Below are 20,684 nucleotides of genomic sequence, written 5' to 3' on the forward strand. Positions count from 1 at the left end.
TTCCATCACATTTTGATGGATGGCTGGTGCTTGTCCTTTATGACACAGGAGGTATTCGGTAGCTATCTGGCACTGCGCGCGGGTCATGAGCCAGCGCTGGAGCCAGTCACGCCGTTCAGCCGATTTATCGAATGGTTGGAGCGTCAGGACCGTGAGGCGGCCTTGCAATACTGGAGTGGGTATCTGGCGGACTACGAGCAGCAAATTACGCTTCCACAGCAAAAAACACAGTCGAAATCTTTACAATCCGGGGAGTATGTCGCTGAAGATCTGGAATGTAACTTCCAGCCAGAGCTGGTTGCTCAGATCGAACGGGTGGCGAAGCAAAATCAGGTCACGATCAATACGCTGATTCAGACGGTATGGGGCGTTCTGTTGCAAAAATATAACAACAGTACGGATGTCGTGTTCGGTAGCGTCGTGTCCGGTCGTCCAGGGGATATTCCAGGCGTGGAGCACATGATCGGGCTGTTCATTAATACCATTCCAGTGCGTGTGCAGTCTGAACAAGGTGAAACCTTTGTCGAGCTGATGAAACGAACCCAGCAGCAGGCGCTGGCTTCCAATGCCTACGATGCGTTCCCGTTGTATGAAATTCAGGCGCTGACCGAGCAGAAACAGGATTTAATCAATCATATTATGATATTTGAAAATTATCCGGTGGGACAGCAGGTAGAACAGTTAGGTAGCGAGGGACAGGATAAATTTACGATTTCGAACGTGGTGGCTACAGAGGAAACCAACTACGATCTGAACGTAGCTGTTATGCCGGGAGAAGGCATCAAGATTCGCTTTATGTATAACGCGCTCAGCTTTGATCAAGCAGGTATTGAGCGTCTGCATGGGCATTTAGCACGCCTGCTGGAGCAAATTTCGCTCAACCCGCATGTTCGGGTTGAAGAGCTGGAATTAGTCACAGCAGCGGAAAAGCAGCAGATTACAGGAGCGTTTAATGCGACGGCTTCAGCATATCCAAGCCATCAGACGATCCAAAAGCTGTTTGAGGAGCAGGCTGAACGCACACCAGATCATGTAGCTGTCGTTTGGGAGCATCAATCCTTAACCTATCGTGAACTGAACGAGAGAGCCAACCGTCTTGCACGCACCTTGCGCACAGAAGGAGTAGAATCGGAACAGCCGGTAGGCATTCTGGCGCAGCGCTCGCTGGACATGATCGTAGGCATCTATGCGATCCTTAAGGCTGGCGGAGCTTATGTACCAATCGATCCGGAATATCCGGCCGACCGCATCCGCTTTATGCTGGAGGATTCGGGAGCGAAACTCGTGCTGACGTCATCGCACCTGGCCGAGCAAGCATCGCTGAGTTTCGACGGCCAGGTGCTGGTGTTGGAACGCAACGACATCTACCACGAAGATAGCTCCAACTTGGAACCGTTGTCGGGGCCACATCATGTCGCCTATGTGATCTACACCTCCGGTTCCACTGGAAAACCGAAAGGTGTAATGGTGGAGCACCATTCCGTGCTGAACCGGATTTTGTGGATGCATGATCGCTACGGCTTGAGTGCGGAGGATACAATTCTGCAAAAAACCACCTTCACCTTCGACGTGTCGGTGTGGGAGCTGTTCTGGTGGTCGATGGTCGGCTCGAAGGTGAGTTTGCTGTCAGTCGGCGGGGAGAAGAACCCAGAAGACATCGTTGACACGATTGCCCGTGATGGCGTGACCACGATGCACTTTGTACCTGCTATGCTGCATGCGTTCCTGGAGTACGTGGAGCAACAGCCACGGGAAGTGATGCAAGCGAAGCTGGGCACGCTGCGCCATGTCTTTGCCAGTGGTGAAGCCTTACCACCGCAGCATGTGGCGAGGTTCCAACGTCTTGTGTCGAGCCTGGCCGGAGCGAAGCTGATCAACCTGTACGGCCCGACGGAAGCGACGGTGGACGTATCGTACTTCGATTGCGAGCTGGATGAAGAATATACAGTTATTCCCATCGGGAAACCGATTCAAAATATTCGTCTGTACATCGTGAAGGAAGGCAAAGAGCAATTGCAGCCGATTGGGGTTGCAGGGGAGCTGTGCATCGGCGGTGTCGGCGTAGCCCGTGGTTACCTGAATCGGCCGGAGCTGACGGCCGAGAAATTCGTAGCCGATCCGTTTGCTGGTGGGGAAGCAGGCTATGAGCGGATGTACCGCACAGGCGATTTGGCGAGATGGTTGCCAGACGGGAACATCGAATATTTGGGACGGATTGACCATCAGGTAAAAATCCGGGGTTATCGAATCGAACTGGGCGAGGTGGAAACGCAACTGCTCCAGGTGGAATCGGTACGAGAAGCCGTGGTCATGGCTCGTGCGGATGAAACGGGCCAAAACCAAATGGTGGCCTACTATGTTGCGGGGCAAGAACTCAGTGCCAGTGAGCTGAGAAGTGAGCTGGGCCGAGAACTGCCAAGCTACATGGTACCATCCTACTTTGTACAGCTGGAGCAGATGCCACTGAGTCCAAACGGCAAAATTGACCGCAAGGCTCTGCCGGTACCCGAAGGCAGTCTGCAAAGCGGAGCGGAGTATGTAGAGCCGCGCACTGGAGCCGAACGGGCACTCGTAGCAATCTGGCAGTCCGTTCTGAACGTACAAACGGTCGGTATTTTAGACAACTTCTTTGATCTGGGCGGCGACTCCATCAAGGCGATTCAATTCTCTTCCCGACTGCTTCAAGCCGGGTACAAGATGGATATGAAGGACTTGTTCAAATTTCCAAATGTGAAGGAGCTGGCTCCGCATCTTCGGTTAGCGGACAAGCAAACGACCGAGCAAGGCGAGGTCACGGGGAAAGTGACGCTAACGCCGACCCAATACTGGCTTGCAGAACAAGGGCAAGTGCATGCGTATCCATTTAACCAGGCGGTTATGCTGCATCTGGAGCAGGGCTTTGACGAATCCGCCCTACGTCAGGCGCTCATTAAGCTAACTGAGCACCATGATGCACTACGGATGGTGTTCAGCAAGACGGAGCAAGGCTATGAAGCATGGAACCGTGGAGTACATGAGGGCGAACTGTATCATCTGGATGTATTGAACTTTAGAGATATCACTGATGAAGCCTTGCTTAGTGCGACGATTGAGGCGAAAGCCAGCGAAATTCAAAGCAGTATTTATGTGCATGAAGGCCCGCTATTTAAAGCTGGTTTGTTCCACTGTGCGGATGGGGATCATTTGCTCATAGCCATCCACCAATTGGTGGCAGACGGGGTATCGTGGCGCATTTTGTTGGAGGATTTAGCCACAGTCTATGAGAAAGCCGTCCATCAAGAAGTGCTTCAGTTACCGGATAAAACGGACTCGTTCCGTTCCTGGTCTCAAAGACTGTACAACTATGCGAATAGTGCAGCACTGGAAGGCGAACGCGCCTATTGGGAGCATCTGAACGCATCCGCTTTGGCTGACCAGGTACGCTTGCCTGAGGATCAAGCACAGGATGGCAAATTTATCTTGGCTGACACGGGTAAAATGGTCGTTAAACTTTCGGAAGAAGAGACAGAACGGCTATTGAAGCAAGCGCACCGCGCATATAACACGGAAGTGAACGATCTGCTGCTGACAGCTTTGAGCATGATGCTGTACACATGGACCGGTCATGAACGTAGCCTGATCAATTTGGAAGGATATGAACGTGAGGGCATTTTACCAGATACGGACCTTTCTCGTACGATAGGTTGCTTTACGGTTCAATATCCAATATGGCTGAACATCGGCAGTGATTCTACTTTATCGGGACGCATCAAACAGGTCAAAGAGAGTCTGCGTGATATTCCGAATAAGGGAATTGGCTACGGAATCTGGAGATATTTGAGTGAATCCGGCCAAGCCACGGGTCAGCAAGCAGATGCACTGAATCTCGGTCAACATCAAGCTTTTGCCGAGCCACAGGTAAGCTTGAGCTATCACGGACAGTTTGATCAGGATTTGCAAAACAGTGATATCCGTATGTCACCTTACTCGATTGGATCGGTCGTTAGTGATCAGGTGGAGATGAAATACGATTTCATTGTGGACGCGGGTGTAACTAACGGTATCCTGAAACTGGATATTCGATATAACAGCAAGGTCTTTCGTAAGGACACCATCCAAATGCTGGCTAACCTGCTAAAAGCCAATCTGCTTGAAGTTATCGAGCACTGTGTTGCAAGGGAGCAGAGCGAATTGACTCCAAGCGATGTACTGTTTAAAGGTCTGACCCTAGAGCAATTAGATACGATTAAGGAGCAGACAAAGACGGTTGGAGAATTGGAAAACGTGTACCCGCTAACGCCAATGCAAAAGGGTATGCTGTTCCATAGTTTGATGAATACACAAACCGAAGTGTATTTTGAACAGTTGACGTTTGATCTTGAAGGAGAGTTTGAACCGAGCATGTTTGAGGAAAGCGTGAAGCTGCTCGTAAGCCGTCATGCAATTTTCCGTACAAATTTCTACAGTGGCTGGCATGGTCAACCGTTGCAGGTTGTCTATCGTCATAAAAATGCGAGCTTCCGTTATGAAGATGCCAGAGGGCGTGAACACACTGTAGCTGAATTTGTGACTCAGGACAAAGCTCGAGGCTTTGATTTAGGCAAGGATGCGCTGATGCGTATAGCTGTCTTCCGTACAGGGGATTGCTCATACCGATTTGTATGGAGCTTCCATCATATCCTGATGGACGGCTGGTGTCTGTCACTTGTCATGGAAGAAGTGCTAAGTGCGTATTCGTCTTTGATGAAGAACAGGCAGCCGGAACTACCACCTGTCAGACCATATAGCCGTTACATTGAATGGCTGGAACAGCAGAAAGCGCAGGAAGCGGCTCGCTATTGGAGCGACTATTTGGCGGGTTATGAGCAACAGACCTTGTTGCTTGGTGAGAAAGCGCAGGCTTCTGTAACAGTGCAGAATGAGGATGCAGACGGAAGTGACGGGCGTTCGGAGACAGGCTATGTTTTGGAGAAGGTGACCTTTGGGTTAGGTAAAGAACGGAGTACCGCATTGAAGCGTATTGCAAAGCAACAGAAAGTAACAATTAATACGATTTTACAGAGTGCGTGGGGTGTTATTTTACAGAAATACAATAATAATCAGGATGTCGTGTTTGGTAGTGTGGTATCCGGGCGTCCGGCAGAAGTCGCAGGCGTGGAGAGCATGATCGGTTTGTTCATTAATACAATTCCGGTACGCATTTACAGTGAGCGGAATGCAACATTTGCTGAAATATTAAAGCGTACACAGGAACAGGCTTTGAGCTCCGGTCCATATGACACGTTTCCGCTCTACGATATTCAGGCGCTGACTGAACAAAAGCAAGACCTGATTAATCATATTATGGTCTTTGAAAACTATCCGATCGGGCAAAAGATATCTCAGGCGATTGATTCCGGCGAAGCAGACGCACATACAGGCTTATCTATAGCCAATGTGGCAATTGCAGAGCAAACCAACTACGATTTTAACCTGATTGTCGTGCCTGACGAGGATATCACGATCCTGCTGGAATACAATGAACTGGTATATAACCGGTCCGAAATGCAGCGCATCAAGGGTCATATCGAGCATGTCATTAGGCAAATTGTGGAGAATCCGAATATCCGTGTGAGTGAGTTGGAATTGATAACATCGGAAGAACAAGCGCAGATTATTCAGGTTTGGGGTGATACTGCAACAGCTTATCCACAGGATCAGACGTTAAGTGCGGTGTTCGAGGAACAGGTGGCACAGACACCGGATCAGGTAGCATTAATGTTTGGACATCAGAGTCTGACTTATCGGGAGCTGAATGAACGAGCCAACTCATTGGCACGAATACTTCAAGCACAGGGGGTAGGACCTGATAAGCTGGTCGGCCTGATGGTGCATCGCTCAGTGGAAATGATCGTAGGTCTGCTGGCCGTTCTAAAAGCAGGCGGTGCATATGTGCCAATTGATCCCGAATTTCCGTCATCTCGTATTCAATACATGCTGGAAGATAGCGAGGCCACAGTGCTTCTGACCAGTCGTGATCTGTTGGAAGAGCACCATTGCAACGCCAATGCAATATTTATTGAGGATGCAGAATTGTATCAGGGAGAAAGCAGCAACCTGGAGGCGATTGCCCGCCCAGAGCATTTGGCTTACGTCATCTATACCTCTGGTTCAACTGGAAATCCGAAAGGGGTTATGCTCCAGCATCGCTCAGTACTCAACTTTATTACAGGTATGCGCGAAGCAATTGACTTTGAAACGAGTCAAACCATTTTGTCACTGACGACCATTTCATTCGATATTTTTGTCTTGGAAACCATCCTGCCTCTGCTGGGTGGCATGACGGTTGTGCTTGGCGACCGCCAGCATCAGGTGAATCCTCAGGTACTTGGTGAGTTGATTACTCATCATCATATTGAGATGTTGCAAATGACACCATCGCGGGTGCAAATGCTACTGGGTCATGAAACAGGTTCCCGCGCACTGCAAAGCGTGAAGGCAATTATGGTCGGGGGTGAAGCTCTACCGTCCAAGCTGTTGGGAGATCTGCAAAAGATAAACGGTCCTCGCATTTACAATATGTACGGACCTACAGAAACGACAGTTTGGTCGACTGTACAGGAACTGACCCATGCTCATCAAATTAATATCGGACGTCCTATCGCGAATACCCAAATATATATCATGAACGCGGATGGGGGATTGCAGCCAATCGGTGTGCCGGGCGAATTATGTATTGCAGGGGAAGGATTAGCCCGTGGTTATTGGAAACGCGAAGAACTAACGGCCGAGAAATTTGTAGAGAACCCGTTTGCCGGAGGCAAAGCAGGCTATGAACGGATGTACCGCACCGGCGATTTGGCGAGATGGATGCCGGACGGCAACATTGAATATCTGGGCCGGATCGATCATCAGGTGAAAATCAGGGGTTATCGGATTGAGCTGGGCGAGGTCGAATCGCAGCTGCTCCAGGTGGAATCGGTACGCGAAGCCGTGGTCGTGGCCCGTATGGACGAAATGGGTCAAAACCACATGGTGGCCTACTATGTCGCGGGACAAGTAGTCGATGCCAGCGAGCTAAGAAGTGAGCTGGGACGGGAGCTGCCAGGCTACATGGTGCCATCCTACTTTGTACAACTGGAACAGCTGCCACTGACACCGAATGGCAAAATCGACCGCAAGGCCTTGCCGGCACCAGAGGGCAGCCTGCAAACTGGAGTCGATTATGCCGAGCCGCGCACTATGCAAGAACGCGCTTTGGTAGCGGTCTGGCAGTCGGTACTGGGACTACAGACGGTTGGTATTTTGGACAATTTCTTCGACCTGGGCGGTGATTCGATCAAGGCGATCCAAATCGCCTCCCGTGCGTTCCAGGCTGGCTATAAGCTGGACATGAAGGATTTGTTCCAGTATCCAACCGTTGAAGCCCTGGCACCGCATATGCATGAGGTCCGTCGTATGGCAGATCAGGAAGAAGTCAGCGGGGAAACGGCGCTACTTCCGATCCAGCATTGGTTCTTTGCGCAGGAGCGCGAGCGTCCGCAGCACTTTAATCAAGCGGTCATGCTCTATCGCGCGGAGGGCTTTGAGGAGACGGCAATTCGCCAAGCCATGGATCACCTCGTGAAGCATCATGATGCGCTGCGTATGGTATTCCGTCAGACTTCCGCTGGTTATACAGCTTGGACTCGCCATGTAGAGGAAGGTACGTTATATACACTGGAAATGGTAGATTACCGTGAACGGGCCGCTTATGCGGAAGCGCTGGAAGCGAAGGCAACGGAAATTCAAAGCAGCATGGACCTGTCCGCAGGACCCTTGGTGAAACTCGGATGGTTCCGCACAACCGAGGGCGACCATCTGCTGATCGCCATTCACCACTTGGTGGTGGACGGGGTGTCGTGGCGGATTCTGTTTGAAGATTTCTCGACAGGCTACGAGCAGGCGATCCAGGGCGAGCCTGTACGATTGCCCTATAAAACAGATTCCTTCCAAACTTGGGCACGGGAGTTATCCTCTTATGCTAACCGTCCTGAGGCTGCATCGGATGAAGTCTATTGGAAGCAGCTGGAACAGGTCAAAGCTGAAGCTGCACCACTGCCTAAGGATTTTGCCTACGAGGGCTCCGTGAATGCAGACAGCGAAGTGCTAACGGTGGAGTGGACTGAAGCTGAAACCGAGCAACTGCTGAAGCAGGCCCATCGCGCCTATAACACCGAGGTCAATGATTTGCTGCTGACCGCGCTGGGACTCGCGGTGCACAACTGGACAGGCGCAGGACATGTACTGGTGAACCTGGAGGGCCATGGCCGAGAAGCGATCTTGCCAGAGGTGGATATTACACGTACAGTAGGCTGGTTTACGAGCTTGTATCCAGTGCTGCTGGAGACCGGCAAGGAAATGACACTGGCTCAGCGGATTAAAGAAACGAAGGAAGGCCTGCGGCGTATTCCGCATAAAGGGCTTACCTATGGCACTTGGCGTTACCTGTCCTCTGCGTTGCCTGCAGATGAAGTGGGCACGATCGCAGCAGAACCGGAAATCAGCTTTAACTATTTGGGTCAGGTCGATCAAGATCTGCAAAACAGTGGAATCACGTTGTCCTCCTACCGTGCAGGGGAAACAGAGGATGCTCATTCCCGCTTGGCATACACGCTGGATTTGAACGCGATGATCTCGGAAGGCACGCTGCGCTTGACGATCGCTTACAGCCGTAAGCAGTATCGCAAGGAAACGTTGGAACGGGTGGCGAGTCTGCTGCAATCCGCTTTGCAAGAGGTCATTGCGCATTGCGTCGCTCAGGAGCATCTAGAACTGACGCCAAGTGATGTATCCTTCAAAGGTCTGACGACTGGAGAGCTGGAACAGATCGCGGAACAGGCGGCACGTATCGGTGAGCTGGAAAATGTATACGCACTGACGCCGATGCAGAAGGGCATGCTCTTTTACAATCTGATGGATTCGCAATCGGGCGCGTATTTTGAACAGGCCTCCTTTGATCTGCGAGGACATTTTAATATCGCTGCCTTTGCAGCCAGTTTGGATGTCTTGGTGCAGCGGCATACGGTACTGCGCACGAACTTCTACAGCGGCTGGAAGGATGAACCGCTTCAGGTCGTGTACCGGAATAAGCGCAGCGAACTGTATGTTGAAGATTTAAGGGACATGGAGGACGAGCAGCAAAACGAATACATGCTCGAATTTACGCGTAAAGACAAGCAAAGAGGCTTTGATCTGGCGCAGGATGCTTTGATGCGTGTGGCTGTTTTGCGCACAGGTGAGGATGCGTATCGTTTTGTATGGAGCTTCCATCATATCGTGATGGACGGCTGGTGCTTGTCGCTGGTGACCAACGAAGTGTTTGCGAGTTATTTTGCGATACTGGCCCATAAACAACCTGAACTAGCCCCTGTCACGCCGTACAGTCAATATATCGAATGGCTGGAGCAGCAGGATCGTCAGGCCGCATCAAGCTACTGGAGCAAGGTTCTGGAAGGATACGAGGAGCAGTCCCGCTTGCCACAGGCAAAAATCCAAGGTAAGACGGGGTATCAGGCAGAGCGTCTGGACTTTGATTTGGGCGCGGAGCTCACAGCTGGTATTCAGCGCATAGCCAAGCGTTATCAGGTGACCATCAATACGTTGATGCAGACCGTATGGGGCCTTTTGCTGCAAAAATATAATGGCACCGATGATGTCGTGTTTGGCAGCGTGGTATCTGGACGTCCGGCAGACATTCCGAATGTGGAGCACATCATTGGTCTGTTTATTAATACGATTCCGGTGCGTATCCGCAGTCAGGTGGACAGCGTATTCTCCGACGTGATGAAGCAAACCCAGGAGCAATCGATTGCTTCCCATGTGTATGATACGTATCCGTTGTATGAAATTCAGGGGTTGTCGGAGCTTAAGCAGGATTTGATCAATCATATTCTTATTTTTGAAAATTATCCGGTCGAGGAACAAATAGAGCAATTAGGTAGTAGTGAGGCGTCCAGCTTCACGATCACAGGAGCCGAGTCTGTCGAGCAGACCAACTATGACTTTAACGTGGTAGTGCTGCCGGGGAATACCATTCACATGAGCTTTGGCTATAATGCCCTGGCCTTTGAACGGGAAAGTGTCGAGCAAATTCGAGGTCATCTGGTGCAGTTGCTGGAACAGGTGATAGCCAATCCGAACATTCGCGTACATGAACTGGACATGGTTACGATGCAGGAGCGTAAGCAGATCGTTGAGGTATGGGGAAACACAGCGGTAGCCTATCCAAGTAAACAAACGATTCACGGCTTGTTCGAAGTGCAAACTGCACAGACACCGGAGCAGACAGCCTTGTTCTTTGAAGGAGAAGCGCTGACTTATCACGAGCTGAATGAACGCGCCAATCGATTGGCTCGTACCTTGCGCAGTCAAGGCGTGACGAAGGATCGGCTGGTGGGTCTGATGACCGAGCGTTCGGTGGATATGATCGTGGGCATCTTCGGGATTTTGAAAGCTGGAGGCGCATATGTCCCTATTGATCCAACCTATCCGGAGGAACGTATCCGCTATATGCTGGACGACTCGGGTGCGAAGCTGCTGTTAACACAAAGTCATCTGATGGACAAAGCAGTTATCGATGGTCAAGTACTGGTATTGGATGGAGCGCAGGAGGTGTACCACGAGGATGGTTCCAACCTGGAGCCGCTGTCTGGTCCGAACGATTTGGCGTATGTGATTTATACGTCGGGTACAACCGGACAGCCGAAGGGCGTTATGCTGGAGCATCACGGGCTGTGCAATCTGAAAACGTATTTTGATCGGACGCTCAAGATTCGTGCGTCGGATCATGCGCTGCTATTTGCCAGCTATTCGTTTGATGCGGCTTGCTGGGAAATCTTCCAGGCGCTGTTCTGCGGGGCTACGTTATATGTGCCAACAACAGAGACGATTTTGAACTACGAACGGTTTGAGCAATATATGGCGGATCACCACATTACGGTGGCTGCTTTGCCGCCAACTTATGCAGTGTATTTGGAGCCGGGGCGGATGCCGCACCTGCGTATTCTGTTCACTGCGGGTTCAGCCTCATCCACCGAACTGGTATACAAGTGGAAGGATCAGGTGGCGTACTACAATGGCTATGGTCCAACCGAAAACTCGGTGGCAACATCCATCTGGCCGGTATCCGAGGATGAAAGGGCAGGACAACTCATTTCCATCGGACGTCCTGTGCCGAATCACCGGGTATACATGGTGGATGTGCATGGACATTTGGCGCCGGTCGGCGTAGCAGGTGAACTGTACGTGTCCGGTCCGGGTCTGGCGCGTGGTTATCTGGATCGACCAGAGCTGACGGCAGAGAAATTTGTAGCGAACCCGTTTGCGGCGGGTGAAGCCGGCTATGAACGAATGTACCGTACAGGGGACTTGGCGAGATGGATGCCAGACGGCAACATTGAATATTTAGGCCGGATCGACCATCAGGTGAAAATCCGGGGCTACCGGATCGAACTGGGCGAAGTCGAGGCACAAATTCTGAAAGTGGAAGACGTGCAAGAGGTCATCGTACTGGCCCAAGCGGACGAGCAGGGGCAAAACCAACTGGTGGCGTACTATGTCGCTGAAAGAGACGTAAGCGCTGGGGAGCTGCGCAGCTTCCTGGGTGAGGAGCTGCCAAACTACATGGTGCCTTCGTATTTCATTCAGTTGGAGCAGATGCCGCTGACACCGAATGGCAAAATCGACCGTAAGGCCCTGCCAACACCGGAAGGCAGTCTGCAAAGCGGAGCGGATTATGTAGAGCCGCGCACAGCGCTGGAGCAGACGTTGGCTTCGATTTGGCAGTCTGTATTAGGAACGAAGAACATCGGTATTTTGGATAATTTCTTTGATCTGGGCGGCGATTCGATCAAAGCAATCCAGGTATCCTCCCGCTTGCTGCAAGCAGGCTACAAGCTGGACATGAAGGATTTGTTCCAATATCCATCCATTTCGCTGCTAAGTGGTCATGTACACCCAGTTAGTCGTACGGCCGATCAGGGCGAGGTTTCGGGCAGCGTCAAGCTGACCCCGATCCAGCAGTGGTTTTTTGGACTATCGTCGGCAGAGCCGCATTATTTCAACCAGTCGGTGATGCTGCATCGAGCAGAAGGCTTTGATATAGGCGCATTGCATCGCACGGTGACCCAGGTGACGGAGCATCATGATGCGCTGCGGATGGTCTTCCGTCAGACCGAACAGGGCTATGAGGCGTGGAATCGCGGTGTGAACGAAGGCGAGCTGTATCATCTGGACGTTGTAGATTTGACAGGCGTCGAAGATACGGCAGATGTGATGATGGCGATTGAGATGAAAGCCAATGCCATCCAAAGCTCCATTTGTCTGGATGAAGGACCGCTGGTGAAGCTGGGACTTTTCCGCTGCATGGATGGAGATCATTTACTGATTGCCATTCACCATTTGGTCATAGACGGGATCTCATGGCGGATTGTGTTTGAAGATTTTGCTACTGGCTATGAGCAGGCCGTTCGGGGAGAAGCGATTCGCTTGCCTTATAAAACGGATTCGTTCTCCGCTTGGGCAGAGCGGTTGTCTCAATATGCCAATAGTCCGGCCATCGACAACGAACGCGAATACTGGCAGCGTCTTGCCCACATGGCAGTCGCATCGCTACCTAAGGATCAAGATAAAGCAGCAGGACAGCCTTTTTGGGTCAGAGATAGTGAGACGGTGACCGTGGCTTGGAACGAACAGGAAACCCGGTTGCTGCTTCAGGAATCACATCGTGCGTACAACACGGAGGTCAATGATCTGCTGTTAACCGCACTCGGCAGCGCATTGTACAACTGGAGCGGGCAGAAGCGTGTGCTGGTCAATCTGGAGGGGCATGGCCGGGAAGCTATTGTTCCAGATGTGGATATCACACGTACCGTGGGCTGGTTTACGAGTCAGTATCCATTGCTGCTGGATGTGGATGGAAAGGCAGAGATTGGGCAGCGCATCAAGCGGGTCAAAGAGGACCTGCGTCATGTGCCACATAAGGGCATTGGCTACGGTATTTTGAAGTATATGTCTTCGGATAATGCCGATCCTTCCTTGAATCTGCAGCCTGAGATCAGCTTTAACTATTTGGGACAATTTGATCAGGATTTGGAACAGAGTGACATCGTGCTGTCTTCGCATACGGACGGAGAGCCGATGAGTGGTTATACCGTGCTGGAGCAGCCGCTGAATGTGAACGGCATGATTAAAGCAGGCGTGCTGACCTTGGAAATTCGCTATGACAGCCAAGTATATCATCAGCAAAACGTAGAAAAGTTTGCGCAGTTGCTACGGGAAAGCTTGCAGGAAGTCATCAAGCATTGTGCCTCCCAAGAGCGGAGCGAACTAACGCCAAGCGATGTCTTGTTTAAAGGCTTGTCGTTGGAACAACTGGAGCAATTGACGGAGCAAACGGCTTCTGTGGGTGAACTGGAAAATGTGTATGCTCTTTCTCCCATGCAGAAAGGGATGCTGTTCCATAGCTTGATGGAACCGGACTCAGGCGCATACTTCCAGCAAGCCTCGTTTGATCAAAAAGGCAGATTCGATGTTGCTGTTTTCCGTCAGAGCCTGGATCTGCTGACACAGCGTCATGAAGCGCTGCGGACGAATTTCCATCGGTTTGAGACCGAACACGGTCAGGAGCCATTGCAACTGGTGTTCCGTCACAAAGATAGCGACCTTTCCTTTAAGGATGTACGCGGAATGCGGAAAGCAGAACAACAGGCGTATATCCAGGCGTTGAAGCAGGAGGATCAGGCTCGGGGCTTTGATCTCGGTACGGATGCACTGATGCGCGTACAGGTATGGCAGACCGATGAAGAAACGTATCACTGGGTCTGGAGCTTCCATCACATTATCATGGACGGCTGGTGCTTATCGCTCGTTACCGGGGAAGTGTTTGGTACGTACTTTGCGCTGCTGGAGCAGAAACAGCCGGAGCTTGCTCCAATCACACCATATGGCCAATATATCGAATGGCTGGAGCGTCAGGATGAACGTGCGGCAAAAGAGTATTGGAGCAACTATTTGGCAGGCTTTGAACAGCAGACGTTGCTGCCTGGATCGGATACTGCATCGAAAGATCAAGTGGCAGACAGCAGAGATAACACTGTATCCACTACAGCAAGTACAACCAGCGAATATGTTTGCGAAAAAATAACGGTGGAGCTGGATCCAACATGGAGCGAAGCCATGTACCGGATTGCCAAGCAGCAGCAGGTCACGATTAATACACTGATGCAGAGCGTGTGGGGCCTGATTTTGCAGCAATATAACAACAATGAGGATGTTGTATTCGGCAGTGTCGTATCTGGACGTCCGACGGATATTGCGGGTGTAGAAAATATGATCGGTTTGTTCATTAATACCATCCCGGTTCGGATTCAAAGTGAACGGAATGCCACGTTTGTCGACATCATGCGGAACACGCAGGAGAAAGCGCTGGCTTCGGGGGTATATGACAGCTTCCCGCTGTATGAAATTCAGGCGCTGACCGAGCAGAAGCAGCATCTGATTAATCACATTATGGTATTTGAAAACTATCCGGTAGAGGAGCAAGTCGAGCAGTTGGGTGAAGTTCGTCCGTCTGCATTTGACATTACGAATGTAGAGGTTGTTGAGCAGACGAACTATGATCTGGACTTGATTGTGATGCCGGATGAAACCTTCCGCATCATGTTCAGATACAACGCAAATGTGTACGACCGGTCTACGATCGAGCGGATGCAGGGACATGTACTGCATGTCATCGAGCAAATCGTGAACAATCCGCATATCCGTGTGAATGAGCTGGAATTGGTGACACCAGAAGAACAGGCACAGATCGTTCAGATATGGGGAGATACAGCGGCACCCTATCCGCAGGATCAGACGCTAAGCGCACTGTTTGAGCAGCAGGCAGCAATTACACCGGATCAGGCAGCGGTGATATTCGGGTCGGAGATGTTGACCTACCGTGAGCTGAACGAGCGAGCCAACCGTCTCGCGCGCACCTTGCGTGCGCAAGGGGTTGAACCGGATCAGCCTGTGGGCATTCTGCTTCACCGTTCGCTGGACATGATCGTAGGCATCTATGCAATCCTCAAAGCAGGAGGAGCCTATGTGCCGATTGATCCGGAATATCCGGCTGACCGCATCCGCTTTATGCTGGAGGATTCAGGCGCGAAGCTGGTGCTGACGCAATCGCATCTGGCGGAGCAAGCATCACGGAGTTTCGACGGTCAGGTGCTGGTGCTAGATCGTCAGGAGCAGGCTGGCAAGAATATTTATCACGAAGATGGTTCAAATCTGGAGCCACTGGCTGGGCCGCACCATGTCGCCTATGTCATTTATACCTCCGGTTCCACCGGAAAACCGAAGGGTGTAATGGTGGAGCATCACTCCGTGCTGAACCGGATTTTGTGGATGCATGATCGGTACGGCCTGAGCGCAGAAGATACGATCCTGCAAAAGACTGCCTTTACCTTCGATGTGTCGGTGTGGGAGCTGTTCTGGTGGTCGATGGTCGGCTCAAAGGTAAGCCTGCTGTCGGTCGGCGGGGAAAAGAACCCGGAAGACATCGTCGACACGATTGCCCGCGATGGCGTGAGCACGATGCACTTTGTACCAGCCATGCTGCATGCGTTCCTGGAGTATGTGGAACAGCAGCCACGGGAAGTGATGCAAGCGAAGCTGGGCACACTGCGCCATGTCTTTGCCAGTGGTGAAGCGTTGCCGCCACAGCATGTGGCCCGGTTCCAGCGGCTCGTATCGAGCCTGACCGGAGCGAAGCTGATCAACCTGTATGGACCAACCGAAGCGACGGTGGACGTATCGTACTTCGATTGCGAGCCGTTAGAGGAATATGCGGTTATTCCGATCGGGAAACCGATTCAAAACATTCGTCTGTACATCGTCAAGGAAGGCACGGAGCAATTGCAGCCAATTGGTGTGGCAGGGGAACTGTGCATCGGCGGTGTCGGCGTAGCACGAGGATATCTGAACCGTCCAGAGCTGACGGCCGAGAAATTTGTAGCCGATCCGTTTGCCGGCGGGGAAGCAGGGTATGAGCGGATGTACCGCACCGGCGATTTGGCGAGATGGATGCCGGACGGGGACATTGAATATCTGGGCCGGATCGACCATCAGGTGAAAATCCGGGGGTACCGGATTGAGCTGGGCGAGGTCGAAACGCAGTTGCTCCAAGTGGAATCGGTACGAGAAGCGATTGTCATGGCTCGTGGAGATGAAACGGGACAAAAACACATGGTCGCCTACTATGTCGCGGGGCAAGAAATCAGTGCCAGCGAGCTGAGAAGTGCGCTGGGGCAGGAGCTGCCAAGCTACATGGTACCATCGTACTTTGTACAGCTGGAGCAGATGCCACTGAGTCCCAATGGCAAAATCGACCGCAAGGCACTGCCAGCACCGGAAGGTAGCCTGCAAAGCGGAGCCGATTATGTCCCGCCGCGGACGTGGGTGGAAGTGAAGCTGGCGCAAATTTGGCAAGATGTGCTGGGCCTGGCGCAAGTTGGCGTGAAGGAAAACTTCTTCGAGATTGGCGGACATTCGCTGCGGGCGACGACACTAACCTCGAAGATTCACCAAGAGCTGAACAAGCAGCTTCCTCTGCGCAGTATTTTTGAAGCACCAACGATTGAACAACTGGCGGCTGTGCTGGAACAGCTGGATCAGGTGGCGTATGCGTCCATTCCGGTAACGGAAGAGCGTAGCTTCTATCCACTATCCTCGGCGCAAAAACGACTGTATGTGCTGCATCAGTTCGATCCGCTGGATGTGAACTACAACATGCCGTCGGTGCTGCAAGTAAGCGGTCCGCTGGACGTGAAACGAGTGGAACATGTATTCCGTCAACTGATCGCCCGCCATGCGACCTTGCGTACCCGCTTTGAGCTGGTGGACAATGAGCCGATGCAATGGATCGAGGACACCGTACCGTTCGAGGTGGAATATACGAAGGTACAGGCAGAGGATGCGACTGCGGATACAGATCAGGACACAACTACAGATACGTACACCAGGGTCAACATAGAGGCGCAACAGCTGGTGCGGCGCTTTGTCCGTCCGTTTGATCTCAAAGCTGCGCCGCTGCTACGAGTAGGCTTGGTGGATCTGGGCCTTCAAGGAGTAGAACAGGAATCCCAACATCTGCTTATGCTCGATATGCACCATATCGTCTCAGATGGGGTGTCCCTGGAGGTCCTGACTGATGAGTTTGTCCGTTTGTATGGCGGTGAAGAGCTGGCGCCATTGCGGATTCAGTACAAAGATTATGCCGTATGGCAGCAAAGCGAAGCCCATCAGGAATGGATGCAGCGTCAGGAAGCGTACTGGCTGAACACCTTCCGAGGGGAACTGCCTGTGCTGGATCTCTCTACGGACTTTGCCCGCCCAGCGGTGCAGAGTACGGCAGGGGATACGATCGAATTTGTACTGGAGCGTGAGGTTAGTGAACGCCTGAAAGAACTGGCTGCCCAGACCGGCTCTACCCTGTATATGGTGATGCTGGCGGCGTACACCACACTCTTGCACAAATACACAGGCCAAGAGGACATTGTAGTCGGTACGCCGATTGCAGGACGACCGCATGCGGAGCTCAGTAATCTAGTCGGTGTCTTCATTAACACGCTGGCGATTCGCAATTATCCATCCGGCGATACATCGTTCCTTGAGTATCTGCAAGAGGTCAAGGAGCAGGCACTTAATGCTTATGAGCATCAGGACTATCCTTTTGAAGAATTGGTTGAAAAACTGAATGTAGCGCGGGATACGAGCCGGAATGCGCTGTTTGACACGATGTTTGAGCTGAAAACAATGGAGCAGCAGGAGTTCGAGCTGGAAGGGCTGAGCTTAAGCTCCTATCCACTGGAAAATCATACGGCCAAGTTTGATCTGAGCTTGGAGGCGATAGAGCAACCGGAAGGCATTCTGTGCAGTCTGGAATACAGCACAGCGCTGTACAAGCGGGAGACTATGACGCGATTGGCAGAGCATTTTGCGGAAATCGTTCGAGCGATTGCCTATCATCCGCAGCAGCCACTGGCAGTTTTGAACATGGTAACCGATGAGGAACAAGAGCAACTCATCTACGGTTTTGGAGAAGTGGGCGTAACGGATGTTGCTGTTGAAGCAGGAACCCTGTTCCATACCTATGTGGAAGAACAGGCCCAGCTTATACCAGATCATGTGGCGGTGGTATACGAGGAGCAACAGCTTACGTACCGGAAACTGAACGAGCGTGCGAACCAATTGGCGCGCAGACTAAGAAATGAAGGTATCGGACGCGAGTCGATTGTCGGCATTTTGAGTGAGCGCTCGGTAGACATGCTGGTCGGCGTACTGGCAGTATGGAAGGCTGGAGGCGCATATGTGCCGCTGGATGCGGATTATCCGTCCGAACGCATTCGTTTCATGCTGGAGGACAGTGGTGCGACGGTACTGTTGACCCAAATCGGCTTACAGGAGCAAGCAAAGGCATGGCTCGAAGAAAGCCGACAGGCCTTGGCCGGAGGGCAGACTGAGAGTGAGCTGGAGACGGCAGTTAGCGCTGAAACGATGGAAAGAGACAGCCTGAATGAAGGCTTAAGCTTAAAATCAGATTCGAAGTCTGACAGCGAAGCAGCATCTGAATCGGCAACAAAGTTGCGTCTGCAAATCATGCTGGCATTGGACGATGAGTCACTGTACACCGGAGATACGACAGACGTTGATCACATCAACGAACCGCAGGATCTGGCGTATGTGATCTACACCTCCGGAACAACCGGACGTCCGAAGGGTGTTATGATCGAGCATCGCAGCTTGGTGAATACGGCTGCGGCGTATCGCCGGGATTATCGTCTGAGCGAGTTCCCAGTACGACTGCTGCAACTGGCCAGCTTCTCCTTCGACGTGTTCGTCGGGGATATGGCGCGGACGCTTTATAACGGCGGCACGATGGTCATTTGTCCGAAAGACGACCGACTTGATTTTAGCCGTCTGCACGGTTGGATTCGTGATTATCAAATTACCGTGTTCGAATCGACTCCGGCCCTGATCGTACCGTTTATGCAGCATGTGCATGAACAGGGGCTGGACATGAGCAGCATGGAACTGCTGATCACTAGCTCGGATAGCTGCAGCGTGACGGATTACCGGGTGCTGCAAGAACGGTTTGGCGCAGATATCCGCATCATGAACAGCTATGGCGTCACGGAAGCGGCGATTGACTCCAGCTTCTATGATGAAGAACTGTCGAAGCTGCCAAGCAGCGGCCATGTGCCGATTGGTCAGGCATGGCTGAACGCACGTTTCTACATCGTGGACAGCCAGCTGAATCCGGTACCGATTGGTGTACTGGGCGAACTGTGCATCGGCGGAGCCGGGGTCGCACGGGGCTACCTGAACCGTGCGGACCTGACGGCGGAAAAATTCGTAGCGAACCCGTACGTACCGGGTGAACGACTGTACCGCACCGGCGATTTGGCGCGGTGGATGCCGGACGGCAATGTAGACTTTATCGGCCGAATGGATGATCAGGTCAAAATCCGGGGCTTCCGGATTGAACTGGGCGAGGTGGAAGCGCAGCTGCTGACTGTGGATGGCATTGAGAAAGCCATCGTCACCGCCTGGGAAAACGAAAACGGAGACAAAGATCTGTGCGCGTATGTCGTAGCCTCGGAGGCGCTGAATTTGCCGGAGCTGCGCAGCACACTCCAGCCCAAACTGCCGAGCTATATGATCCCGACGTATGTCGTACCACTGGATCAATTCCCGCTGACACCAAACGGGAAAATTGACCGCAAAGCGTTGCCAGCACCGGAAGCGCGCCTCGAAGGAGGCACGGAGTACGTAGCGCCGCGCACACCGCTGGAAGAACAATTGGTACGTATTTGGCAAAGCGTTCTGAATCATCAGCGGGTAGGCATCCAGGATAACTTCTTTGAAGTGGGAGGACATTCTCTGCGCGCTACAACACTGATGGCGAAAATCCATCAGGAGCTGAATCACAAGCTGGCCTTGCGAGATATTTTCCAATATCCGACGATTGAGCAATTGGTACAGGTGATGGGTGAAGATCAGACCCAGCAAACGTATGTATCCATACCTGTGGCGGAGGAGCGCGAATATTATCCCGTTTCCTCGGCGCAAAAACGGATGTACGTGCTGAGTCATCTGGAAGGCGGAGAGGTGAGCTACAACATGCCAGGAGCTTTGATTATCGAAGGTTCCTTGGATAAAAAGCGACTGGAGCAAGCCTTCCGCCAGCTCATCGCCCGTCATGAAACCTTGCGAACCCGATTCGAGATGATCGATGGCGAGGTGATTCAGCGGATTGAATCTAACGTCCCATTCAGCGTGGAGTATGTGCAAGCAAGCGAAGAAGAGACACCGCAGTACGCACAGGACTTTGTACGTGCCTTTGATCTCGCACAAGCCCCGTTGCTGCGGGTTCAGCTGATCGAAAACGGACCGGGGCGTCACGTTATGCTCTATGACATGCACCATATTATTTCGGATGGCGTCACGGAAGGAATTATCGTGCAGGAGTTCTCTCAATTGTACGAAGGCAAGGAGCTCCCGCCACTCCGTATTCAGTACAAGGACTATGCCGTTTGGCAGCATGCAGATATGCAAAGTGAACGTCTTCGTGCGCAAGAAAGCTATTGGCTGAACACCATGTCTGGTGAAATTCCGGCACTGGATATGCCAACGGATTTTAC

At 52.0% G+C, this 20,684-nt stretch carries 1 protein-coding gene; it reads left to right on the forward strand.

Annotated features, from left to right (window positions below; translation table 11 throughout):
- Window positions 1–20,684 (forward strand): non-ribosomal peptide synthase/polyketide synthase (locus KSP24_RS24715; RefSeq protein WP_216977088.1); only part of this gene is annotated, 20,684 nt, incomplete at both ends.

This window comes from Paenibacillus sp. AK121 (genome assembly GCF_019042715.1).
Lineage (GTDB): Bacteria > Bacillota > Bacilli > Paenibacillales > Paenibacillaceae > Paenibacillus > Paenibacillus polymyxa_C.